This window comes from Sphaerimonospora sp. CA-214678, assembly GCF_050942215.1.
Taxonomy (GTDB): Bacteria; Actinomycetota; Actinomycetes; order Streptosporangiales; family Streptosporangiaceae; genus Sphaerimonospora.
On sequence record NZ_CP192056.1, the window covers coordinates 20,994 to 43,163 of the forward strand.

A 22,170-nucleotide genomic window follows, 5' to 3' on the forward strand; every position below is an offset into this window, starting at 1 on the left:
GATGACGTTCATGTTGCTTATCCACACCCTGTGGAAAAATCCCGCCCCCACTCCGACGCCCACCCCCGAACTGCCACCGCTGCTGCCCCCTCCCGGTGACACCGGCATCAGCCTTGGCATCGGCGGCTGGATCACCGGCCAAATCAACGCATGGTTCGCCGAGCTCGCCACCCACGCCATCAAGCCCTTGCTCGACGTCCTGGCCACGACGCTCCTCGCCACCCCGAGCGTCGACGAGCAGAGCAGGATCTGGGACCTCTGGCACGCCACACTGATCATCGCGAACGGCTCGTTCGTCCTGTTCGCCACCATCGGCGGGATCCTGGCAATGAGCTATGAGACCGTTCAGACCCGGTACGCGGTCAAGGAGATCTTGCCTCGTCTTGTGCTGGCCTTCCTGACGGTCAATGCGAGCTTCCTGATCACCAGCAAGGCCATCGAGACCGCGAACGCCCTCGCCCGGGCTCTTCTCGGACAGGGCTTCGACGCGCGGCGGGCCGCCAACGCGATCCGCTTTCTCATCTGGCTGCCCGGCAACTCACAGATCTTCTACATCCTGCTCGCCCTGGTGGCCGTGGTGCTGCTCGTCGCCCTGCTCATCACGTTCGTGCTCCGAGTGGCCCTCACCACCCTGCTGGTGGTCGCCGCGCCACTGGCCCTCGCCTGCCACGCCCTGCCCCAGACCGAAGGCCTGGCCCGCCTGTGGTGGCGGGTCTTCACCGGCCTCCTGCTGATCCAGATCTGCCAGTCGCTCACACTCGTCACGGCCGTACGGGTCTTCTTCAACCAAGACGGCCGGGAAGCCGTCGGCCTGTACGGCACCGGTCAGCTCTACAACCTCCTCCTCGCCCTCGTCCTGCTGATCATCCTGGTCCGCATCCCCACATGGGTGTCGCGGGCGATGTTCCTTCCCTCCGGCCGCGGGCTCGGCGTGATGCGCATCGTCAAGTACGCCCTGGCCTACAAGCTCACCAGCCCGCTTCTCAGCGCCCTGCATCTCAGAAAGGGCTCCCGTTCCGGTCCGAGCAGGCGAGTGCCGACCGGCACGGTGGTCAGCAGGTCCCTCCCCGCCCTGTCCGCGGGTCCTGCCGGCACGGCTGCCACTCACGCTGCCACCGCCGCTGCAACCGGCACTGCGGCAGCGGCAGGTGCCGTACCGGCAAAGCATGCGCCTACCTCGGCGCGTCGGCCGATCCGCGCCGAAGACTGGGAGCAGGCGGTCGCCAAGCACGCTCCCACCGCACCGCCGGTCCAGGGGAAGTACCGTCCGACTCCCCGGCCCCAGCAGCCCATCCCTCGTAACACCCCGGTCTACGGCTATCCCCGGGAGACCTTCTACGCCGCCGGCCCGGCAGGCCTGAGTCAGATGTACCGGCTGCGGAACACCGGAACGACCTCGGGCCAGGCGAGCGAACCTCCGCCGACCCCCAACCGTGCCGTACGGCCGATCGTGCCACCCACCAAACCGGTCCCCGGCTCAATCGACTGGCCGGAGAACCCAGGGCGTCGTCGCACACCCCCACCGTCATCGCGCCGCCGTACGCGCGGCGGTCGGGGAGGTGACGGACGATGAGCTGGACGGAGGTCGTTCGCATCCCCGTCGACGTCGAGCAGCCCGACAAGATTGTCTGGGGGTTCACCGCTCGGCAGGCGGCCATTCTCGCCGCCACCGGAGCCATCCTCTATCTGGGCTACACCTACCTCGGCGAGCGCATTCCGCTCACGGCGTTCGCGGTGATCGCCCTGCCGGTCACGGTGCTGGGAATCCTGCTGGCCGTCGGCACCCACGACGGCGTCAGCCTGGACCGCTTCCTGCTCGCCGCGCTCCGGCACACGCGATCCCCGAAGTACCTGGTATCCGCGCTGGACGATGTGCTGCCTCCGCCTGCGTGGATGGCAGCCGATCCCGGCCCGCTCCCCGCACCCCTCAAACTCCCCACCCGCTCAGTGGCAGGGGACGGTCTGGTCGACCTCGGCCCGGACGGAGTCGTCGCAGTGGCCGAAGTCTCCACGGTCAGCTTCGCGCTGAGGACTCCCGACGAGCAGGACGCGTTGGTCGCGGCCTTCGGGCGCTGGCTCAACTCGCTGTCCGGACCGGTGCAGATCCTCGTGCGTGCCGAGCGCGTCGACCTCACCGCGACGATCGCCACCCTCAAGGAGAGCGCGCCGCAGCTTCCCCATCCCGCGCTGGCCTACGCCGCCCGTGAGCACGCGGCCTTCCTGACCGAACTGGCCATTCGTCACGAGCTCCTTCGGCGGCAAGTTCTGCTGGTCATCCGCGAGCCACGCGTCGGTGCAAGCGGATCCTCCGCGGCCAAGGCCCGTGCTTATCGACGTCTGGACGAGGCGGCCCGGCTCCTGGGCGCATGCGGGCTCACCGTACGCCTGCTGGACGGGGCGGCGGTTACCGCACTGTTGACCTCCTGCTTCGATCCGATGGCACCGCCCCTGTCTGCGGGTGAGCTCGCCCTTCCCAACGAGGTCATCAGCATGGGAGGCCGTCGATGAAGTTCCGCCTCCGCCGTACGGCTGCCGCTCCTTCGGGTATCGGCCCCGACTCGGTCGAAGTCCGCCCTCGTCATCTGCACGTCCGCGACGGGCTTTGCGCGACGCTCGTCATCGCCGGGTTCCCTCGTGAGGTCGGCCCGGGCTGGCTTGAGCCGCTGCTGGCCTACGCCGGCCGACTCGACGTCTCGGTGCACATCGAGCCCGTCCCCTCTCTGCTCGCCGCCGACCGACTCCGCAAGCAACTCGCTCGCCTGGAATCCGGGCTCAGGGCCAATCAGGAGCACGGACGGCTCCTGGACCCGGGAGCGGAGGCCGCTGCCGAGGACGCCCAGGAGTTGATGTCGAAGATCGCTCGCGGCCAGGCCAAGCTCTTCCGCGCCGCCATCTACCTGACCGTTCATGCCGGCAGCGAGCAGGAGCTCGACGACGCCTGCGCCCATGTCCGAGCGCTGGCCGCCTCGTTGCTGCTGGACGCCCGGCAGCTCACGTTCCGGCAGCTACAGGGCTGGATCAGCACGCTGCCGCTCGCCTATGACAACGTGGCGCAGCGCCGGACACTCGACACGCCCGCGCTCGCTGCCGCGTTCCCCTTCACCAGCCCAGACCTCACCACCGAGCTCGGGCCCACCGCGGTCCTCTACGGCGCCAACCCCGCCAGTTCCTCTCTGGTCGCCTGGGACCGCTTCGCTCAGGACAACCACAACTCGGTGATCCTCGCCCGGTCGGGTGCGGGTAAGTCCTACCTCGCGAAGCTGGAGGCCCTTCGCTCTCTCTACACGGGCGTCGAAGTCGCCGTCATCGATCCCGAGGACGAGTACGCCCGGCTCTGCTCGGCTGTCGGGGGCGCCTACATCCATCTCGGCGCGCCCAAGGTGCGGCTGAACCCCTTCGACCTTCCGCCGAGAAGCCGACGCGACAGCGACCCGCTCACCCGGCGCGCGCTGTTCCTGCACACCCTGATCAGTCTCATGCTCGGCGAGCCGCTCGACAAGGCGAGCAAGGCCGCGCTCGACCGCGCCATCATGGCCGCCTATCGCAAGGCCGGGATCACCCTGGAGCCTCGCACGTGGAACCGTCGCCCGCCCCTCTTGCGGGATCTGGTAACCGCGCTGACCGATGACGCCGATCCGAAGGCGAAGGAGCTGGCCGCCGGGCTCGCTCCGTACGTCACCGGAAGCCATCGCCAGCTCTTCGACGGCCACACCAGCACCCGGCCTGACTCCCACCTGATCGTCTTCTCCCTCCGTGACCTGCCCGAGGAGCTGAAGGCGGTCGGCACGCTGCTGACATTGGATGCCATCTGGCGCCGTGTCTCCGATCCCCGCGACCGCCGCCCGCGCCTGGTCGTGGTTGACGAGGCGTGGCTGCTCATGCGTGACCCCGAAGGCGCAAGATTCCTCCTGCGCATGGCCAAGGCGGCGCGCAAGCACTGGGCCGGGCTGTCCGTCGTCACGCAGGACACCGGCGACCTGCTCAGCTCGGAGACGGGCCAGGCCATCATCGCCAACTCCACCACGCAGATCCTGCTGAAGCAGGCACCCCAGGCGATCGACAAGGTCGTCGACGCATTCCAGCTCTCGGACGGTGAACGGCAGCTCCTCCTGTCCGCGGAACGCGGGACCGGCCTTCTCATGGGCGGCGCGGGCGCGCAGCGGGTGCCTCTGCAAGTGATCGCGAGTCAGCGCGAACACGACCTCGCCACTTCCTCACCTCACGAGCTGGCCCAGATCGACAACGACGAGGAGACCTACCTGTGATCGACGACCTCATCACCGACCCGTCCGCCCTACTGGACATGGCGTACGCCTGGCTCGAGACTCACATGTGGCACCTGATCGCGCTCTTCGTCGGCCTGGACGTGGCGCAGCTGGTGCTCGGACAGGCTCTGGTGCGACTGCGCCACCGGAAACTGGCCCGTGGTGCTCGCTGCGTGGAGATCCTCGCCCCACCGGTCGCGGACATGCCCGGTGCCGAGGCGCTCTGGGGCAACCTCATCGGCCTGCTCCGGCCGTCCTGGAAGCGCCTCCTCTTCGGGCAACCCCACCTGGTCTTCGAATACGTCTTCAGCTCCGACGGCGTGAAGATCCGGCTCTGGGTACCCGGTGTGATCCCCCAGCACCTGGTGGAGCACGCCATCGAAGCCGCATGGCCGTCAGCTCGCACCTCGGTCCAGGAGGCTGCGCCGCCCGTGCCGCTCACCGGCCGTTCGCATGGTGGACAGTTCAGGATCGCCCGCAGTGAGCAGCTCCCCCTCCGGCACGACCACGGGATCGACCCGATCCGGGCGCTGGTGGGAGCGGCCGTCGGGATGCCGACCTGGCAGCACGCCGCCGTGCAGATCCTCGCCCGGCCGGCGACCGGCCGACGCCTCGCACTCAAGCTCAAGAGCGGACCGCCGTGGCTGGTACGAGCCGCTCTCGACCTCCTGACCCCAGGACCGTCACACTCACGCATCCCTCCTCAGCGCCTCCAGCACGCAACGGATCGGGCTGTCTATCTGGAGGAGACCGCCGAGGCACGCGCCATCAGGGACAAGGCCCTCCAGCCGCGCTATGTCGTGGCGGTCCGGTACGCCGTACAGGCCGACGACCCCACCGGGGGTGATGCCAAGGCGATGAAGGTCGCCAATGCAGCGCGCCGTAACGCGATTCGAGGACGGGCGCACGCCATCGCGTCGGCATTCGCTCTCTTCTCCGGGCACAACCGGCTGGAGCGGCAGATTCTGGCCATGCCCGCTGCGCATCTCGCGGGGCGGCGCATGGGGAGAGGCTTCCTGCTCTCGGTGCCGGAGCTCGCGGCTCTGGCTCATCTTCCTCTTGATGTGGCGGTTCCCGGGCTACAGCGCGCCGGAGCCAACACCGTCCCGCCCTCACCGCAGATCGCGTACGGCGGAGCGCACGTCAAGACCCTCGGCTTCGCAGACTCCGGGCACGAGCGACCGGTCGCCCTCCGCGTAGCCGACTCCTTCCACCACGTGCACGTCCTCGGCCCCAATGGCACCGGCAAGTCGACCCTGCTGGCGCAGATGATCCTGTCCGACATCCAGGCGGGACGCGGAACGGTCGTGATCGAGGCCAAGGGAGACCTGATCAACGACCTGCTGGGCTTGATCCCCGAGTCCGTCGCCGACAAGGTCGTCCTGATCGACCCCGACGACCGCCACACCCGCCCGTCCCTCAATGTTCTCGGTGGTGCCGACCTCGAAAGCGGCGTGGACAACCTCGTCGGCATCTTCCACAAGATCTACGCGGACTACTGGGGACCGCGCACCGACGACATCCTTCGCGGCTGCGCGCTGACGCTCGCCGCCCATGGCGGGACTCTCGCGGACGTCCCCACCCTGCTCATCGACGCCGAATACCGGCGTCGTCTCGTGGCCGGCGTGCGGGATCCGCTGCTGCTCGGCTTCTGGCAATGGTACGAGAGCCTGTCCGACTCAGCCCGGGCACACGTCACCAGCCCGATCATGAACAAGCTGCGCGCCTTCCTGCTCCGCCCGTTCGTCCGTGACGTGCTCGGTTCCGCCCGATCGACCTTCGATCTCGGCGCCGTACTCGACGGCGGAATCCTGCTCGTCCGACTCCCCAAAGGCGTGCTCGGCGAGGACAGCGCCCGCCTGCTCGGCTCCATGGTCCTCGCGCAGGTCTGGCAGGCCGCCTCGCACCGAGCCAAGGTCGGCCGTCCCCGACCTCCGGCAGCCCTCTATGTCGATGAGGCGCACAACTTCCTCACCCTGCCGCACGCGCTCGGCGACATGCTCGCAGAGGCCCGGGCGTACCGGCTGTCCCTGGTGATCGCCCATCAGCACCTGGCCCAACTTCCCCGGGATCTTCGCCAGGCCGTCTCTTCGGACGCGCGCAACAAGATCTACTTCTCGCTGTCACCCCAAGACGCCCGAGAGGTCGAGCACCACTTCACCCCTTACCTGCGGGCTCATGATCTGGCCAATCTGAGTGCCTTCCAGGCTGCCGTCCGGCTCATGTCGCGATCCACCGAAGCGCCTCCGTTCACGATGCGCACGAGGCCGCTTCCCGAACCCTCAGGTGACGTCGCGCGGGATGTCAGGGCTGCAGCCGCCAGAGCGCATGGCCGTACCGCCGCAGCCGCGCCGGAAACCCGCCGGGACGACCCCCGGCTCCACCACTGAAGGAGAAGCAAATGCCCAACGCCCGATTCACCCCTGCGGTCCTGGCCCAGCTCGCCGCTAGGCTCACCATGCGCGACCGCCGGCTCCTGCGGCTGATCCAGGAGCAGCGCGTTCTGACCTCGACCCAGATCGCTGAGATCGCGTTCGACACGGACGACACCGCCCGGAGGCGCCTGTTCACCCTGCACCGCATGGGCGTGCTGGATCGCTTCCGGCCCAACCTGCCGCCAGGCATGGGAACGGCGCCCTACCACTACGTGGTCGGTCCCGCGGGCGCGGCCGTGCTCGCATCCGAGGATGGCGTGGACCTCAACGCGTACGGCTACCGCCGGGACCGCGTCCTGTCCATCGCCTACAGCCAGCGGCTCGCCCACACCGTCGGCACCAACGGTTTCGGCGCCGCACTCCGGGGTTTCGCCCGGCGGCAAGCGAACGCCGAGCTGGTCACCTGGTGGCCGGAGAATCGCTGCGCCTCCGTGTGGGGCGACACCGTTCGCCCGGATGCGTACGGCCGCTGGCGCCAGGACGAGCAGACAATCGACTTCTTCCTTGAGTACGACACTGGCAGCGAGCCCCTCGACCGCGTCGTACGGAAACTCGACGGCTATGCGGCCCTCACCCGGATCAGCCGAGTGGTCACCCCTGTGCTCTTCTGGGTCCAGAGCGAGCGGCGCGAGGCCAACCTCAGGCGCAAGCTCGTGCAGCACCCGGCACAAGCTTTCGTCCCCGTCGCCACCGGCAACCCGTCGGCGCTGGTCGGCCCGGTGGACGAAGGGCCCGCGGGAGAGAAGTGGCTTCCCTCTGACGCCGCAGGTCCTCGGCTCCGCCTGGCCGGCCTCGCTTCGCACTGGCCCAGCCTCGGGCCCCACGAGGGAGCCACCCCGCCTGACGCCCCGTCCCTGGAGGACGGCGAATGATCCTCGAAACCGGGCTGGGGACCAAGGCAGTGATCGCTGGAGGGGGCATCGTGTCGAGCATCGCGCTGATCGCCGGTATGACCGGTGGCGCCAAAATGGCTGAGAGCTCGGCTGACATCGCCAAGCTCGTCGCGGCGGTTTGTTCATCCCGAGATCGGCCATCGAACGGGACGACCACCGCGGCCGACCTGGACCGTGAGCAGGCTACGAACGCCCGCGCTGTGGTACATGTGGCCAAGGCCATGCGGCTTCCCCCACGCGCCGCAGTCATCGGCGTCGCCACGGCGCTGCAAGAGTCCAATCTGAAGAACGGCGTGGTGGGAGGCCGCGGAACGTCCTTCGGGATTTTCCAGCAGCGCCCGGCAAGCGGGTGGGGGACCAGGACCGAGGTGACCGACCCCCGATATGCGGCCCGAGCGTTCTTCACTCGACTGACCAAGGTGCGCGGCTGGGACACCATGCCAGTGACGAAGGCGGCGGCGATCGTGCAACGGCCGAGGGACGACCTGCGCGACGAGTACGCCAAGCATGAACTCGTGGCCAAGGAGATCGTCTCCGCGCTGTGGGGACCACAGGCTTACAGCAAGAACCGCCGCCCTCTCGACGTCTCCCCGGAATTACTGGAAGACGTGCGTACAAGCATCCAGGCTGCTGTCGCTCTCGGCATTCCTCGGGACGCGGTCATCGCGGATGTAGGCGCTCATCTTGACCTTCAGGTCAAGGGAACGGACCCCTTAGACGTCAGAAGGAAGGCCGAAGAGATCGTCGGCACTGCCGAAGAGCAGCTATGCGTCGAGTTGGAAGGCAAACAGGGCAAGCCTCCTGCCAGCGCCGCTGTGGGGTCCGGCCGAGGAGCGATAGCCGTACGGGGCGCGCTCAAGATACGCGGGGTGCCCTACTCCTTCTCCGGCGTCCCAGCCGGGGGCGCTGAGTTTATTCTCCGCGTTTGTGCAGATCAAGCGGCTGATGCTGAGCAAGGTACTTCTGCAGCAGATGCCGTCCGAGAAGCACATCGGCGTGTCGTATCGTCGCGCTGCCGAGTGGTGGCGAACGTGGTGGGGTTCGCACTGGCTCAGACGGGCAAGCCGTATCGGTGGGGGGCGACAGGCCCGAGTTCCTTCGACTGCTCGGGCCTGGTGATGAAGGCGTATGCCGCCGCGGGGGTGCGAATCCCCCGGACCACTTTCGAGCAGTGGCCGTTCGGCGTCCGCGTCCGCGCTGGCCTAGAGCAGCCCGGCGACCTGGTGTTCTTCAACAGCGGACCGGGTAGTTCGTCGAAGCGGCCGGGCCATGTCGGGATCGTCGTGGGCGACGGCAAGATGGTCGAGGCCCGGTGCACTCGATGCGGGCCGATCACGGTTGCGTCCTACCGGAGCGGGCGGCCGGTGGTTGGGTTCACCCGGCCGTCGGCAACTGCGTCGAGGAAGTAGCGGCGCATGGGCCGGTAACCCCAGCCGAGAACGGGAGCCCATCGGAGCTGTCCGTCCCGGCTGAGTCTTTCCTTCTTCTTCACCACCGACATCGGCTCACAACTTCGTTCGCTCGGACCCATCGGCACAGGCTGGAAAGCCCAATCGAATCCGGCACAGCGGACGCATCACCCCGAGGTTGAAACCCATTCAGAGGAGCCCTGGCCGCCCTCGTAGCGCCACGGTTTGCCAGTCAGACCCAGAGAGTGACCTCAATCGTGACCACGAACATGCGCGCGCACCCCTTTCCGGTCGATCTTGTCGATGGACCCAGCGGTCTGCTCTACCTTCTCCCGCGTGCGCCCCTCACACCCGATGACTGCGATGCGCTGTCTGCGGTCCTTATCGCCTGGGCCGCCACCGCTCGCGAGCAGGACCAGGAGGCCAACCATCGAGCAAGCCACGAATAGGTGGATCGCGAGATCCACCAACTGATACGCCGAGTGTTCCGGCTTCGTTGTTGTCTGACCCTGCGTGAGCGTAGGCTCTCTGATGACCGCTCTCACCGTTTTCTTGGTCGATTTCGATGAGGTAGGTCGGGGGCCGGTTCGTTCGCGAGCCGGCCCTCCTTACTTGGGGCTCTCCTCATTCGCGAGATATGCCTGAAGCAGGGTGAAACCCGGCATCGCTTCGTGTGGCAGGACTCCCACGGTGAACACTTCCGGGTCGTCAAAAACCGGCTCCCCGCTTGGGCGGCGTGCGTACGGAACCCGCCCGTAGTCCACGCCATCGTCTCGGTCGCAGCTCATCCAGGTGATGGCTTCCTGTTCGCCTTCCCTCAGGGGGTGGTTCGACACCGCTCGCATGGCCACGGTGCTCGGCGGCATGAACACCCACACCTGCGGTACGGCGAGCACCCAGCGAACCGCGTCGATCTCGTGGGCTTTGGCGGCAGCCCGCGTCTCGAAGGCGGTGGCGGTCGGCTCGTCACGGAGGTAGTCATAGTCGCTGAGCACGAGCTTGCGCGCACCGCGCAAGGCGACGATTGCGGGGCAGTCGCGCGCGATGATGCTCTTCTCCAGCCGCTCAACAACCTCGTAGAGCAAGCTTTCCGTCTCGTCGTTCATCGCGCCCTCCGAGGGTCCGCCAACGTGCCTGATCCTGCCACCTGCCCTTGTCGCAGCCAGTCGAAGCCGACGGTTCCCGACGTGGAACCGTCCTGAACACTAATGCGATACGCAGACCGCAGCCGTGCCTCGCGCTCGGCGTGCCAGGGACGAGACGGCGTAAGCGGCGACTCCTTGGGTTGCCCGGCACACCTCAGCCCGAGCCCCAGTTAGGCGAGGCGAACGGCCTACTCGGCGCTTTTGGCACGAGAGCTTTGAGTAACCGGAAGGAAAATGCCTGAGAGGACTGGACCAGGGGTAGAGAGACGTCTCAGCAGGGCAGGGGCAGCATGAGGATGCCTGCGGTCGCCAGTGCTGCCGGGACTCCGACAGCGGCGGCGATGGCGATCCAGGACAGCGGCCGGGCGTTCCGGAGTGGAACCGCCTGCGGGGAGCACAGCCGGGCGACTCTGAGGTGGGCGATTTGGACGGTGGCGGGGTTGACGGCCAGAGCGCCCGCTGAACAGGACGTGATGGCCAGCTTTCGCAGCGCGCCGACCAGCGGGGCCTTGCCGTGGCTGCGCACCGCGCTGTCGTCGGCGGCCAGCTCCAGCAGGCCGGGCAGCGTCGTATGGGCGAGTCTCAGTGTCCCCAGCCAGGGGATCGCCGCTTGCAGCGCGTCGACCAGCATCAGGACGAGGTGGTGTCGCTGTCGCAGGTGAGCACGTTCGTGGGCCAGGACCGCCTCGACTTCGGCGGGCTCCAGTCGGTCGAGGGCGCCGGTGGTCACGACGATCGGTCGCTCGCGGGCCGGCAGGCAGTAAACGAGGGGCATCGGATGTTCGAGCACGCGGACATCGGGTACTCCGCTGAGATCACCGGCGACCACATCGAGCATGTCCCGGTGTTCTCGTCGTTCCCGGACCGTACGGATGATCCTGGGGATGGCGAGCCGGAGAGCCAGGGCCCCCGCGGTGAGCACGAGCGCCGTTGTGAATGCCGCTGCTAGGGAGATGCCATGCCCGTCTTTGGGCAGGCAGTCGGCGATCCAGTCGATGAGGCGATGGCCTGGAGTGGAGGGCCAGAGGAGCCCCAGGACGGCCAGTCCGGCCAGGGCCAGGAACGTGCCCCCGGCGGCGGCAGCCCACACTGCCACGGCCGTTCCGGGAAGTCCTGCGGACCATCGTCCTCGCATGAGCAGCGGGCCGGCCAGGTGCCCGAGTATCAGCACGCATCCGGCCAGAGCCACGCCTGCGGCAATCATTGTGCGTCCTCCACCGTTTCACGACCTGAGGTGAATGCTCCCAGGAGTGGGTGGGCGATGGCATGAGCCTGTCGCCCACCCGCTGCGGTCCTACTGCAGGAGCTGCTTCATCTTGGTGATCTCCGCCGATTGGCTGGAGATGATGGAGTCGGCCAGCTGCTTAGCCGGTTCGTAGACGCCCTTGCTCTGTTCATCCTTGGCCATGACGACGGCACCCTCGTGATGTTTGATCATCATCTCCAGGAACGCCTTGTCGAAGGCGGCACCGGAGAGACCTTCGAGCTTCTTCATGTCCTGCTCGGACATCATGCCCGGCATGCCGTGGTCCATCGGCATGGCGTCCTCGCTGGGCACCTGCATTCCCCAGCTCGTGAGCCAGCCGCTCATCGTCTGGATCTCGGGGTCCTGGGCCGCTTCGATCTGGCCCGCCAGCTCCTTGACCTGAGGGCTTGAAGCCTGCTTCGCGGCCATCTTCGCCATGTCCACCGCCTGACGGTGGTGCGGAATCATCATCTGAGCGAACATGACGTCCTGGTCGTTGTGGTCTGCCGCAGTTGTGGCCGGGGCCGGGGCCGAGGACGCGGGCGGCGTCGACGACATGGACGACATGTCATGGGCGGCGCTGTCCGTGGAGCCGCAGGCGGTGATCAGCAGCCCGGCCGTTGCGAGCACGGCCGAGGGAATGGCAAGACGCTTCATAACGGGAAAACCTCCGTGTTTGTTCGGATATAACGGCTTGCTCGACGGTCGGGGTCTACCGCCGGGCGCGCCTTCTACACCCGGATCACACAGAGCTGAGCGAGAGTTGGCCCATGAGGGCAGGCGGTCGGCCCGCGAGGCAGCGCCGACAGCAGGGGGCGGATCGACAGCGGGATCGCCCGGGCGGCAGCCGTCATGACTAGGAGCAGGAGCAGCGCTCCCGCCAGTAAGAAGGCGAGGCATACCTGGCCGGCAGCATGCCCGTCATGGGGGCGGTCCGGCCCGTCGTCGTGCGTGTCGATCGACATCGGCATCCCGGACGCGTCCGTATGACCGACGACATGCAGCATCAGGACGCTGGGAGTGTCCAGTGGACCGGGCGACGGCTGCAGGCCATGCATGGCGAACAGTCCGCACAGGACGGCGCCAAGCAGTAGCAGACTGCGCCAAGGCGCGAGCCTGCAAGCCGTGATACCCGAAATCACAGCCGTCACATTACCCGCAGTTCCGTCTACTCCTGGAACGAACCAGCTGATCGATGAGGGTACGATCTACTAATTCCCATAGTAGATCAGGGAGGATAGGGTGAGCGGACGGTGGTCACGCCGGGGCGTGCTGGCAGGTGGTCTCGGCCTTGCCGCTTCCGGGATCTTGAGTGGTTGCGGAGCTTTCGGTGACAGCGCCGTGCGGCCCGATTCACCCGCCGTCCTGGATGCGGAGAAGCGGCGTCAGCAGGCCGGCGGCCGTGTGGTCCGGGTCAATCTGGCCCCTCGGGTGTCGGCCATCGACATCGGTTCCGGGGCGGTGAGCACCTGGGCCTATGACGGGGAGCTGCCGGGCAAGGAAATCCGGGTCACGGCCGGAGACCGGCTGCGGGTCGAGTTAAGCAACCAGCTGCCCGCCCCGACGACCATCCATTGGCATGGGCTCGCCCTCCGAAACGACATGGACGGTGCGGAGGTCACCCAGCGGCCGGTCGACCCGGGCTCTACCTTCACGTACGACTTCATCGTGCCTGACGGGGGCACCTACTGGTTCCATCCGCACGTGGGCATGCAGCTCGACCGCGGGCTCTACGCACCTTTGATCGTGGAGCCGCGCGACGAGCCCGGCGGCTACGACCACGACTGGGTGATCGTCCTGGACGACTGGCTGGATGGTGTCAGCACCACCCCTGATGATCAGCTCCGCAAACTCCAGTCGGGCGGCATGGACCATGACATGGGCGGCATGTCGATGGAGATGCCCTCAAGCCCTCTCCTTGGAGGGGACGCGGGCGACGTCATCTATCCCTATTACCTGCTCAACGGTCGTACGGCACGCGCGCCACGGGTTTTCACCGCGAAGCCTGGGCAGAAGGCGCGTATTCGCCTGATCAATGCCGGTGCCGACACGGCCTTCCGCGTCGCCCTGGCGGGACATCGTCTCACCGTCACCCATAGCGATGGTTTTCCCGTACGGCCCGTCCCCGCCGATGCGCTGCTGATCGGCATGGGCGAAAGGTACGACCTCGTGGTCACCCTCGGGGACGGGGTGTTCCCCCTCTATGCACAGGCGGAGGGCAAGAAGGGACAGGCGATGGCGCTGGTGCGCACCGGTGCCGGCCAGGCGCCGGACGCGACCGTCCGAGTGCCGGAGTTGAACCGCCGCGTCCTACAGGTCGGCGACCTCGACGCCGCGAGCGAGGTCTTCCTGGCGGACAAGACCCCCGACACAACGCACACCCTCGCCCTGGGCGGCGACATGAAGAGCTATCGCTGGACGATCAACGGACGGCTTTACGATCCGGAAGAGACCCTGCCGGTGCGTCAAGGCGAACGGGTGCGGCTGCGCTTCACCAACGGCACCACCATGTTCCATCCCATGCATCTTCACGGGCACACTTTCCAGGTGCGGTGGGCGAACGGGCGCGGTCCGCGGAAGGACACGATCATCGTCAAACCGAAGGAGACGATCACCGCTGATTTCGTCGCCGACAACCCGGGCCAATGGATGATCCACTGCCACAATGCCTATCACCAGGGGTCCGGCATGATGACAACTCTGTCCTACATGGGATGATCTACTATCGTAGATAGGGACCAATGGCCGAAGGCGGAGGAGACGTGCGCGAGTTCGGCAAGCTGGAGGCGGCAGTGATGGACTGCATCTGGTCCCTCGGCCGCCCCGTGTCCGTACGTGACGTCGTGACAGAACTCCAGAAGAGTCGCGACATCGCGTACACCACCGTGATGACGGTGATGGACACCCTGCACACCAAGGGCTGGCTGCGACGTCGGATGGAAGGCCGCGCGTATACCTATGAGGCCGTGGCCTCGCGCGAGGCCTACACTGCGCGGTTGATGCGCGGCGCGCTCGCCACGAGCAACAACCAGGCTGCCGCGTTCGTGCACTTCCTCACGGAGCTCACCCCCGACGAGACCGAGGCACTCCGCCAAGCACTGAAGATCGTCCCCCCAAGCTGACGGACAGGACGCGGGCCGTGGTCTGGCACAAAACAAGTCGGCACAAATGCTACTATAGGAGTTAGTAGATCTCTCCTGGTGATGTCCGGAGAAGGCCCGGCGTTGAGCGACGCCGGGCCCCTCGGTCAGCCGGCGGGGGTCAGGTCGGGGGCTGGTTGGGCTCGGAGTCGTCCGGTACGGTCCAGCCTTCGTATGGTCAGCGCCGAGGCGAGGCCTGCGATCACGAGTAGGAGCCAGGGCAGTCCGGGTATGCCGTGGGCTTTGCCGAGGTCCATCGCCCAGCCGCTGGCGAGATTGCCCAGCAAGATCCCGGCCCCGGAGAAGGCGTTGTAGAGGCCGTAGTAGGTGCCGGTCAGTTCCTGCCGCCCGAGGGTTGAGATCATGGCCATCTCGAACGGGAAGACCAGCATGCCTCCGGCAGTGAGGGCCACGGCGGTGACCAATGCGGGTGCGATCGCCGCCGGCGTGCCGTACGGCACGAGCGGGAGCTGGGTGGCGAGCAGCACGGGCAGGAAGGCCACGCCCATGACGGCCAGGCCGCGTGCGATGGCCTGTTCCGGATGCCATCTGGCTTTGGCGAAGGCGGTGAGGCGGACCTGGCCTGCCACGGCCAGCAGCGCGGTGAGGGTGTACATCACCGCGATCGGGGCCTGGCCGTGGCCGAGCCGGTGCAGCTCCAGCGGGAGAGCCAGGTAGACCTGGTAGGACAGGGCGTAGGAGACGAACATCGCGGCCGAGAAGGTCACGAACGGCCGGTTGGTCGCCACCTCCTTCCAGTCGGCGAGCACAGGGCGGCTCGTGCCTGCAGCGGTGCCGTGGCGTTCGGGCAGCCAGCGGGCCTGCAGCACGGTCAGCACGGCGAAGACGGCCGCGGCGGCAAGACAGGTGAGCCGGAAGTCGAGTGAGACCAGTAGGACGCCGGCCAGCGGCCCGGCGAGGATGCCCGCCTGGTAGAAGACGTTGAACAGGGCGAACGCCTCGACCTTCCGCTGTCCGGCCTCGACGGAGATGTAGGCGCGCACCGCCGGGTTGAACAGGGCCCCGGCGAGTCCGGTCAGCACTGAGGCGACGACGAGTGCGGGAACGGAGCCGGAGACGGCGAACAGGGCGAATCCGATCGTGCGCAGGCCGCATCCGGCCATGATCAGCCGCTTGTAGCCGTACCGGTCGCACAGCGTGCCACCGACCAGGAACATGCCCTGCTGGCTGAGGTTGCGCAGGCCGAGCAGCAGCCCGGTCACCCACACGGCCAGGCCCAGCCGCCCCGACAGATGATCGGCGAGGTACGGCACCAGCATGTAGAAGCCGAAGTTGATACCGAACTGGTTGACCATGAGGAGCCGTACGGCCGGGCTGAACGAGCCGAAGGCGGCGCTCATGCTCCCACCCCGATCGGGTCGATCACCGTGGTGCACCTCGTCCAGCGGGTGACCTCCCGCTCGCCGGGATGGCAGATCTCGTCGGGATGCTCCGCCGGAGCCCCCTCCAGCAGCCCGTTGGCCGTGCAGTACTCGTCGTCGAAGACCGTGTTCCAGTAGCGCCACGGCCCGTCGGGAAAGATCGCCACGATCGCCGTGCCCGGGGGACTCGTTCTGGCGACCCAGTCCGCGACCAGCGCGACCGCGCCGGTGCTCCAGCCCCCGGAGACGTAGTGGCCGGCCGCAAGAGCACGGCAGGTGTGCACCGCTTCGGCCGGGTTGACCCAGTGGACTTCGGAGAACGCCCGGTAGTCCACGTTGCGGGGATGGATGCTGCTGCCCAGCCCGCGCATGAGCCGGGGCCGGGCCGGCTGCCCGAAGATCGTGGAACCGATCGTGTCGACACCGATCAGTTTCAGATCGGGAAAGGTCTGCCGCAGGGCCCGGAAGACGCCGGCGCTATGGCCGCCGGTGCCCACCGAGCAGACCAGTGTGTCGATCCAGGGCACCTGCGTCACGAGCTCGGCGGCCAGCGTCGCGTACGCCGCGACGTTGTCGGGGTTGTTGTACTGATCCGGGCAGTAGGCGCCGGGCAACTCGGCCATCAGCTGCCGGACCCGCTCCCTGCGTGCCTCCTGCCAGCCGCCCACTGGATGGGGCGCCGTCACGATCTCCAGGCGTGCGCCGTAGGCGCGCAGCAGCCGCTCCATCAGCGGCTCCAGGCCGGGGTCGGCGACCAGCGTGACGGGGTGCCCGTACACGATCCCGGCCAGGGCCAGGCCGAGCCCGAGCGTGCCGCTGGTGGACTCCACGATCGCTCCACCCGGCCGGAGCTGTCCGCGGCGGCGTGCGCAGTGCACCATGTGAAGGGCCGGCCGGTCCTTGATCCCGCCGGGGTTGAACCCTTCGAGTTTCGCCCAGAAGCCGCTTTCCTGGGATTTCAGGGGAATCCACGTGACGGGCGTGCTCCCGACACGAGGGATGGTCTGAGCCGGAGTAGAAATACCCGCGAACGAGGGCAGCACGGAATGAAGTGTCGTTTTCACTGCTATCAACCCACCAAAGGTCGGACGGCACGTCAGTCGAAGTGCCGAACGGTTGCCTGCGTTGCCGTCCGCTCGGCTTGCCGCCGAGCAGGTGGTGGGTCTATATACGCAGCACACACAGCGCGTATGGTCCTGCCCGATAATTCGGGATATGGGAGGGAGCGCGCCGTACGGGCGGGCCGGAAACACGCGACTCCTCCAGCACGAGGACGTGCGCAATCGTCTCAAGCTGGAGTGGATCCTGGCCGTCGATGCCGCGCATCCACAGTCCGTTGGACTCCTCACCGCATTCCGGATGCGAGGAAGAGCGGTCACCACCGTCATCCCCTGCCGATACTGCGTCAGCAGCGATGTGGTGATGGTGCTGGAGCAGGTTGCCCCGAGCGATCGTGCAGCAGGAAATAACATGCAGGAAGAAGAGCCCGAGCACCACCGCGATCACGAGCGGCGCCCGACTCTTCCGTACCCGCGTAAAGGCACTCGACGGCCTCGCCGCCGCACCCGAAATTTCCCCGTTGCACATCGCCGGTATTGTGCCCGGAGACCCTCGGCCGCCACGCGGGTACAGGGAATTTCAGCCCGACAATTTACCCGGCCATGGCTGATGTCCTAAACGATTCACGACTGCGCTTGCCGCCAAACCCCGCATCCGCGTACACGCAGGCGTGGCATGGTGCACGACGCAGGGAACACGGAGCCGGATCAGCCGGTCAGGAGGCCCATATGCAGAATTCCTACTAATTCCGATAATAGATTTCCTCGGTTGGGACCTTCGTCCGGCAGTCGCAAGGCGAAGGTCCCTACCCCGTAGGGGTACCTGGAGGCAGTGTGTTCTTAGGCAACTCAGAAAGAAAGGGAGAGGGCGATGAAGCGCAGTCACCTGCCACTGTATGCGATCGCGCTGGCCATCCTGATCGTCGGACTGGTTGCCACCGGCGTCCCAATCAGCACCATACTGCTGGCCCTGCTCGTGCTGGCCTGCCCGCTGATGATGCTGTTCATGCACGGGAGTCACGGTGATCACGACACGCACGGTGGACACGCCGACCGCGAAGACGCCTCTCAGGGCCGCGACACCGCCCACCGGCACTGACCCGGATGCTCCCCGCCCCCAAAGGCTCCCTTCCCTCCCTTCAAGGAAGACGACATGCGGAAATCTTTGATCGTCACGGCGAGTGCGCTCAGCGCGGTACTTGTGGCCGGCGCCGGTTTCGGGGCCGGTGTCGCGGCCGGTGACAGCGGTCACGACCCTGCGCCGATGCCCAGCGGCATGGACCACCCGGAGACCGAGGCCTCCGGGCACGATGACGACCCGCAACTGACCACCGAGGACGGCCACGACCACTCCGCCCACCAGGGCAGCGAGGGAACGCCGGCGACCTACGACCCCAACGCCGAACCCGGACCCGGGTTCCGAGCCCGCGACGCCGTACTCCCCGCCGCCGGGAAAGGTCGCGAGCACCGCGTCACCCTCACCGTCACCGAGCAGAGCATCGAGGTCACCCCCGGCGTACGGCAGCGCGCCTGGACCTACAACGGAACCCTGCCCGGCCCGATCCTGCGCGGCAAGCTCGGCGACACCTTCGTCATCACCCTCGTCAACAAGGGCTCCACTGGGCATTCCATCGACTTTCACGCCTCGCAGGTTGCCCCCGACAAGAAGATGCGGACCATCCAGCCAGGTCAGCAGCTCACCTACACCTTCAAGGCGGAACGCGCCGGGGCGTTCATGTACCACTGCGGCAGCGCCCCGGCCGTGCACCATATCGGCAACGGCATGTTCGGCGCGATCATCATCGACCCGCCCGACCTGCCGAAGGTCGACAAGGAGTTCGTCGTCGTACAGTCCGAGCTGGCCCTTGGCCCGCAGGATGGGCTGGCCAAGCTCGGCAAGCTGTACCGTGCCGAGTACGATGCGGTCGCCTTCAACGGCTATGCCGGGCAGTACCGCTTCGCTCCGCTGACCGCTACAGCCGGAAAGCGTGTCCGGATCTGGGTCGTCGACGCCGGCCCTTCGGCACCTTCGGCGTTCCACGTCGTGGGCACCGTGTTCGACACCGTCTTCAAGGACGGCGGCTACACGGTGCGCCCGAAGGACACGGCGCACGGCGGCGCACAAGCCCTGGACCTGGCCCCATCACAAGGCGGGTTCGTGGAGTTCGCCTTCCCCGAGCCCGGCGAGTATCCGATGGTCAGCCACCGGTTCGCCGACGCGGCCCGTGGCGCCACCGGGCTGTTCAAGGTCGGTACGGCCTGAGCAGCCCCCCTGATTACAAGAGATCGGTGTCCATGACTTGAGGAGATGGTCTCGATGCACGGATACGGAACGATGATGTGGCCCATGGGCGGCATGATGCTGCTCTGGCTGGCGCTGATCGCTCTGGTGGTCTGGCTGGTGGTCCGCTTCACTCCGCCGCGCGCCGGCGGGCGGGACCACCCGACCGGGCCCACCGCGGAAGCCGCCACCACCACCAGCGCGCAGCGCATCCTGGCCGAACGCTACGCCCGCGGGGAACTCGACGCTGACGAGTACGCCCAGCGGCTCGCGGCACTACGCTGACCCTGACCGGTGAACGACACGCACGGGCACGGCGGCGTTCTGCCGCCGTCGCCGGGCGGTGCCGATCGATACCTGGACGATCGTCCTGACTTCAGGGCTCTCACGTCGCCTCCCACCGGGCGAGTGGTCACCCGGAGGGGGCGGCGTGTGGTTGCAGATCGATTCGACGGAGAAACTGGGCGTTGATCGCCACGATGATGGTGGACAGGCTCATCAGGACTGCGCCCACCGCCATCGGGAGCACGAAGCCCACCGACGCAAGCGCTCCTGCGGCCAGCGGGATCGCCAGGATGTTGTAGCCCGCAGCCCACCACAGGTTTTGCAGCATCTTGCGATAGCTGGCCTGGGAGAGCCGTCGGACGGCCACGACGGCGCGGGGGTCGTCGGAGGCCAGCACGATCCCGGCGGACTCGATCGCGACGTCGGTGCCGGCGCCGATCGCGATCCCGACGTCGGCGCGAGCCAGCGCCGGCGCGTCGTTGACGCCGTCGCCGACCATCGCCACGGTGTAGCCGCGCTGCTGTAGGTCGGTGACGGCGGCGTCCTTGTCCTCGGGCAGGACCTCGGCGAACACCTCGTCGATTCCCAGGTCAGCAGCGACCGCGTCGGCCACCTGCTGGGCATCGCCGGTGATCATCGCGACGCGTACGTCGAGCCGATGCAGCTCCTGGATCGCCGCCCGTGATTCCTCGCGGACCTGGTCTTCCACGGTGAGGGCCGCACTGACCTTTCTGTCAACCACCAGGTAGAGGACGGACGCGCCGCGCGACTGCCACTCCGCGATCCGATCACGCATGGCCTCGGGGATCTTCAACTTTTGTTCGCGCAGCAGCGCCGGCCCACCGACGGCCACGCTGGCTCCGCCGACTCGAGCCTTGACCCCCCGACCGGCCATGGACTGGAAGTCGGCGGCGTCCGGCACCTCTACGCCGGTTTCCCGGGCCGCGGTGACGATAGCGCGGGCCAGCGGGTGCTCACTGTCAGCCTCGACCGCGGCCGCGAGTGCCAGCCAGCGGTCGTCGTCTCCGTCGACACTGACCATGCCGGTAAGGGCGTGCTCCCCCTTGGTCAGCGTGCCCGTCTTGTCAAAGAGGACCGCATTGACGCTGCGCATACGTTCGAGAGCCAGCCGGTCCTTGACCAGAATCCCGTTGCGCGCCGACTTGGACGTCGCGATCGAGGTGACCAGCGGGATCGCCAACCCCAGCGCGTGTGGGCAGGCGATGATCAGCACGGTGACCGACCGGGTGAGCGCGGCGTCGGGCTGACCCAGCAGCGCCCACGTCACAACGGTGATCACGCCGGCAATCACCGCGAGGTAGAACAGCAGCGCCGCTGCGCGGTCCGCGAGCACCTGCGTGTGCGACCGGGACTCCTGCGCCTGGGCCACCAGGCGTTGGATACCCGCCAAGGTGGTGTCTTCACCGAGAGCGTCCACCCGGACGCGCAGGGAGCCGCCGACGACCACGCTCGCGGCGACCACGCGAGTGCCCGCTTCTCGTGTGACGGGCTTGGACTCACCGGTGATCATCGACTCGTCCACCTCGCCTGCCCCTTGCACGATGACGCCGTCCGCGGGGACTCGGCCGCCTGGGCGCACAAGGACCACGTCACCGACGGTTAGGTCCCTGATGTGGACCTGCTCGACCTCGCCGTTGTCGGTCACGCGCTCCGCCTCATCAGGCAGCAGTTCGGCGAGGGCCGCTAGTGCCCCCTGGGCCTGGCCAACCGCGCGCATCTCCATCCAGTGGCCAAGCAGCATGATGATGATCAGCAAGCACAGCTCCCACCACACCTCCACGTCGAACCAGCCGAGGCTGGCGGTGAGGCTGGCGCCGAACGCCACCGTGATCGCCATGCCGATCAGCAACATCATTCCCGGACGGCGCTTACGCGCTTCCTCCACCGCGCCGGTCAGGAACGGCCAGCCTCCATAGAAGAAGACCACCGTGCCAAGGACGGGCGATAAGAAAGACGATCCGGGGAATGCGGGTGCGCTGTAGCCGAGCCAATCCTGGAGATGGTGGCTATAGAAGACGACCGGGATGGTCAGGAGCAGGGACAGCCAGAAGCGGTCCCGGAACATGGCCGCGTGGCCTTCATGCCCACCACCATGGTGTCCCTCGTGGTGACCGCTGTGCTCGCGCTCGGCCGCGTCCCGCAGCTTCTCGCTGTGCACGGGCGGCTGCTCGCCGTGCTCGAGGTGTCGCACCCCATGCGTCTGATGAGCCTCATCGGGGTGTGAGGAGTGGTGGTCGTGCTGGTGGTTGTTCATGGTTTTGCTTTCCTGCCTTGGTCGGGTCGAGCGAGAAGCGTCGTGGTGAGTCGTCGGAGCGTGTCTTGGCCGGCTCACAAACCTGCCCCTCGATCCGCTTGAGGCAGTTCAGCAGAGCCTGCTTCTCGGTGATGTGACCGGGGGATGTCGTCTCTGCCGCTCCCGCCTCCCTTCTTACCCCCCAGGGGTATGTCTACCAGCAGTTAAGATACCAGGCCAGGGCAAGAAGCCAAGGGCCTGACGCCGTGCAAGTCACGACGGCTGGCACCCGTCCGCGGCGAGAATGTCGTCCTGCACTTCTCCGAGGGCGTCGGCTCGCCGAGCCTCGCTCTGAAACTCGGGGCGGGAAGTGAGCA

20 protein-coding genes are annotated in these 22,170 nt (G+C 67.3%); 12 read left to right on the forward strand and 8 right to left on the reverse strand.

The genetic code is table 11. The annotated features are described in order from the left end of the window. Position 1 precedes the first annotated feature (1 nt). From ACQP1K_RS00095 to ACQP1K_RS00120, 6 genes are read left to right on the forward strand one after another with little or no spacing between them, the layout of a single operon-like run. On the forward strand, positions 2-1,573 hold the full coding sequence (locus tag ACQP1K_RS00095) for a hypothetical protein (RefSeq protein ID WP_433498807.1): 1,572 nt from the start codon (positions 2-4) through the stop codon (positions 1,571-1,573). Continuing rightward, positions 1,570-2,508: a PrgI family protein gene (locus tag ACQP1K_RS00100; protein WP_433498808.1), complete on the forward strand. Its 939-nt coding sequence runs from the start codon at positions 1,570-1,572 to the stop codon at positions 2,506-2,508. The genes ACQP1K_RS00095 and ACQP1K_RS00100 overlap by 4 nt, the downstream gene beginning before the upstream one ends. Beyond that, positions 2,505-4,265: a VirB4 family type IV secretion system protein gene (locus ACQP1K_RS00105; RefSeq protein WP_433498809.1), complete on the forward strand. Its 1,761-nt coding sequence runs from the start codon at positions 2,505-2,507 to the stop codon at positions 4,263-4,265. Before ACQP1K_RS00100 ends, ACQP1K_RS00105 begins: the two co-directional genes overlap by 4 nt. Then, positions 4,262-6,655 carry a type IV secretory system conjugative DNA transfer family protein gene (locus ACQP1K_RS00110; RefSeq protein WP_433498810.1) on the forward strand — a complete coding sequence of 798 codons (2,394 nt, stop codon included), beginning with the start codon at positions 4,262-4,264 and terminating at the stop codon, positions 6,653-6,655. The genes ACQP1K_RS00105 and ACQP1K_RS00110 overlap by 4 nt, the downstream gene beginning before the upstream one ends. A gap of 11 nt (positions 6,656-6,666) precedes the next feature. Then, positions 6,667-7,572, forward strand: a complete 906-nt coding sequence (locus tag ACQP1K_RS00115; RefSeq protein ID WP_433498811.1) for a replication-relaxation family protein — start codon at positions 6,667-6,669, stop codon at positions 7,570-7,572. Then, positions 7,569-9,002 carry a C40 family peptidase gene (locus tag ACQP1K_RS00120; RefSeq protein WP_433498812.1) on the forward strand — a complete coding sequence of 478 codons (1,434 nt, stop codon included), beginning with the start codon at positions 7,569-7,571 and terminating at the stop codon, positions 9,000-9,002. The genes ACQP1K_RS00115 and ACQP1K_RS00120 overlap by 4 nt, the downstream gene beginning before the upstream one ends. Positions 9,003-9,610: 608 nt before the next feature. Here the strand turns inward: ACQP1K_RS00120 and ACQP1K_RS00125 are convergent. The 4 genes from ACQP1K_RS00125 to ACQP1K_RS00140 all read right to left on the reverse strand — a co-directional run bounded on the left by ACQP1K_RS00125 (position 9,611) and on the right by ACQP1K_RS00140 (position 12,544). Beyond that, positions 9,611-10,108 (reverse strand): hypothetical protein, encoded by a 498-nt coding sequence (locus tag ACQP1K_RS00125; protein WP_433498813.1) that lies wholly within the window; start codon positions 10,106-10,108, stop codon positions 9,611-9,613. A 310-nt stretch (positions 10,109-10,418) separates the two neighbouring features. Next, positions 10,419-11,243: a M56 family metallopeptidase gene (locus tag ACQP1K_RS00130; protein WP_433498814.1), complete on the reverse strand. Its 825-nt coding sequence runs from the start codon at positions 11,241-11,243 to the stop codon at positions 10,419-10,421. Positions 11,244-11,441: 198 nt separating this feature from the next. Beyond that, on the reverse strand, positions 11,442-12,050 hold the full coding sequence (locus ACQP1K_RS00135) for a DUF305 domain-containing protein (RefSeq protein WP_433498815.1): 609 nt from the start codon (positions 12,048-12,050) through the stop codon (positions 11,442-11,444). A gap of 74 nt (positions 12,051-12,124) precedes the next feature. Further along, entirely contained in the window at positions 12,125-12,544 is a 420-nt protein-coding gene (locus ACQP1K_RS00140) for a DUF6153 family protein (RefSeq protein ID WP_433498816.1), read from the reverse strand. 190 nt (positions 12,545-12,734) lie between these two features. Here ACQP1K_RS00140 and ACQP1K_RS00145 point away from each other — a divergent pair, with 190 nt between their 5' ends. Continuing rightward, entirely contained in the window at positions 12,735-14,111 is a 1,377-nt protein-coding gene (locus ACQP1K_RS00145; protein ID WP_433498817.1) for a multicopper oxidase family protein, read from the forward strand. A gap of 44 nt (positions 14,112-14,155) precedes the next feature. Next, positions 14,156-14,515 (forward strand): BlaI/MecI/CopY family transcriptional regulator, encoded by a 360-nt coding sequence (locus tag ACQP1K_RS00150; protein WP_433498818.1) that lies wholly within the window; start codon positions 14,156-14,158, stop codon positions 14,513-14,515. 125 nt (positions 14,516-14,640) lie between these two features. Here the strand turns inward: ACQP1K_RS00150 and ACQP1K_RS00155 are convergent, their stop codons facing one another. The 3 genes from ACQP1K_RS00155 to ACQP1K_RS00165 all read right to left on the reverse strand — a co-directional run bounded on the left by ACQP1K_RS00155 (position 14,641) and on the right by ACQP1K_RS00165 (position 17,421). Next, positions 14,641-15,894, reverse strand: coding sequence for an MDR family MFS transporter (locus ACQP1K_RS00155; RefSeq protein ID WP_433498819.1), 1,254 nt, complete (start codon positions 15,892-15,894; stop codon positions 14,641-14,643). Beyond that, a complete protein-coding gene (locus ACQP1K_RS00160) occupies positions 15,891-16,958 on the reverse strand; it encodes a PLP-dependent cysteine synthase family protein (RefSeq protein WP_433498820.1) in 1,068 nt (355 codons plus the stop codon). Before ACQP1K_RS00160 ends, ACQP1K_RS00155 begins: the two co-directional genes overlap by 4 nt. A gap of 121 nt (positions 16,959-17,079) precedes the next feature. Further along, the gene (locus ACQP1K_RS00165; protein WP_433498821.1) at positions 17,080-17,421 is read right to left on the reverse strand and encodes a hypothetical protein; all 342 of its coding nucleotides are present in this window, start codon (positions 17,419-17,421) and stop codon (positions 17,080-17,082) included. Between the two features lie 423 nt (positions 17,422-17,844). Here ACQP1K_RS00165 and ACQP1K_RS00170 point away from each other — a divergent pair, with 423 nt between their 5' ends. The 3 genes from ACQP1K_RS00170 to ACQP1K_RS00180 are packed head-to-tail and all read left to right on the forward strand — an operon-like array spanning position 17,845 to position 19,539. Further along, positions 17,845-18,072: a DUF2933 domain-containing protein gene (locus ACQP1K_RS00170; RefSeq protein WP_433498822.1), complete on the forward strand. Its 228-nt coding sequence runs from the start codon at positions 17,845-17,847 to the stop codon at positions 18,070-18,072. Between the two features lie 54 nt (positions 18,073-18,126). Next, positions 18,127-19,236: a multicopper oxidase domain-containing protein gene (locus tag ACQP1K_RS00175; protein ID WP_433498823.1), complete on the forward strand. Its 1,110-nt coding sequence runs from the start codon at positions 18,127-18,129 to the stop codon at positions 19,234-19,236. 54 nt (positions 19,237-19,290) lie between these two features. Beyond that, entirely contained in the window at positions 19,291-19,539 is a 249-nt protein-coding gene (locus ACQP1K_RS00180) for an SHOCT domain-containing protein (RefSeq protein WP_433498824.1), read from the forward strand. A gap of 127 nt (positions 19,540-19,666) precedes the next feature. Here ACQP1K_RS00180 and ACQP1K_RS00185 read toward each other — a convergent pair whose 3' ends face one another. Next, positions 19,667-21,625 carry a heavy metal translocating P-type ATPase gene (locus ACQP1K_RS00185; protein ID WP_433498825.1) on the reverse strand — a complete coding sequence of 653 codons (1,959 nt, stop codon included), beginning with the start codon at positions 21,623-21,625 and terminating at the stop codon, positions 19,667-19,669. A 6-nt stretch (positions 21,626-21,631) separates the two neighbouring features. Between ACQP1K_RS00185 and ACQP1K_RS00190 the strand changes: the two genes are divergently transcribed. Next, positions 21,632-21,784, forward strand: coding sequence for a hypothetical protein (locus tag ACQP1K_RS00190; RefSeq protein ID WP_433498826.1), 153 nt, complete (start codon positions 21,632-21,634; stop codon positions 21,782-21,784). Positions 21,785-22,170: the final 386 nt, after the last annotated feature.

Excerpts from the sequence above, each read along its gene's own strand:
- ACQP1K_RS00105 (WP_433498809.1), top strand. The coding sequence starts at position 2,505 with ATGAAGTTCCGCCTCCGCCGTACGGCTGCCGCTCCTTCGGGTATCGGC.
- ACQP1K_RS00155 (WP_433498819.1), bottom strand. The coding sequence starts at position 15,894 with ATGAGCGCCGCCTTCGGCTCGTTCAGCCCGGCCGTACGGCTCCTCATG.
- ACQP1K_RS00180 (WP_433498824.1), top strand. The coding sequence starts at position 19,291 with ATGCACGGATACGGAACGATGATGTGGCCCATGGGCGGCATGATGCTG.
- ACQP1K_RS00115 (WP_433498811.1), top strand. The coding sequence starts at position 6,667 with ATGCCCAACGCCCGATTCACCCCTGCGGTCCTGGCCCAGCTCGCCGCT.
- ACQP1K_RS00175 (WP_433498823.1), top strand. The coding sequence starts at position 18,127 with ATGCGGAAATCTTTGATCGTCACGGCGAGTGCGCTCAGCGCGGTACTT.
- ACQP1K_RS00170 (WP_433498822.1), top strand. The coding sequence starts at position 17,845 with ATGAAGCGCAGTCACCTGCCACTGTATGCGATCGCGCTGGCCATCCTG.
- ACQP1K_RS00095 (WP_433498807.1), top strand. The coding sequence starts at position 2 with ATGACGTTCATGTTGCTTATCCACACCCTGTGGAAAAATCCCGCCCCC.
- ACQP1K_RS00100 (WP_433498808.1), top strand. The coding sequence starts at position 1,570 with ATGAGCTGGACGGAGGTCGTTCGCATCCCCGTCGACGTCGAGCAGCCC.
- ACQP1K_RS00185 (WP_433498825.1), bottom strand. The coding sequence starts at position 21,625 with ATGTTCCGGGACCGCTTCTGGCTGTCCCTGCTCCTGACCATCCCGGTC.
- ACQP1K_RS00135 (WP_433498815.1), bottom strand. The coding sequence starts at position 12,050 with ATGAAGCGTCTTGCCATTCCCTCGGCCGTGCTCGCAACGGCCGGGCTG.
- ACQP1K_RS00120 (WP_433498812.1), top strand. The coding sequence starts at position 7,569 with ATGATCCTCGAAACCGGGCTGGGGACCAAGGCAGTGATCGCTGGAGGG.
- ACQP1K_RS00125 (WP_433498813.1), bottom strand. The coding sequence starts at position 10,108 with ATGAACGACGAGACGGAAAGCTTGCTCTACGAGGTTGTTGAGCGGCTG.